Source organism: Ligilactobacillus pabuli, assembly GCF_022836475.1.
Classification (GTDB): Bacteria; Bacillota; Bacilli; order Lactobacillales; family Lactobacillaceae; genus Ligilactobacillus; species Ligilactobacillus pabuli.
On record NZ_BQXH01000072.1, the window covers coordinates 1 to 227 of the forward strand.

General features: G+C 54.2%; 1 rRNA gene. It reads right to left on the bottom strand.

Going from position 1 to position 227, the window contains the following annotated elements:
- A 16S ribosomal RNA gene (locus LPAF129_RS11140) occupies nucleotides 1-227 on the bottom strand; the annotation flags it as partial.

The following is a 227-nucleotide window of genomic DNA, read 5'->3' on the forward strand; positions in this document are numbered from 1 at the left end:
TGTATCGTCCATTGTAGCACGTGTGTAGCCCAGGTCATAAGGGGCATGATGACTTGACGTCATCCCCACCTTCCTCCGGTTTGTCACCGGCAGTCTCGCCAGAGTGCCCAACTAAATGCTGGCAACTGACAATAAGGGTTGCGCTCGTTGCGGGACTTAACCCAACATCTCACGACACGAGCTGACGACAGCCATGCACCACCTGTCATTTTGTCCCCGAAGGGAAA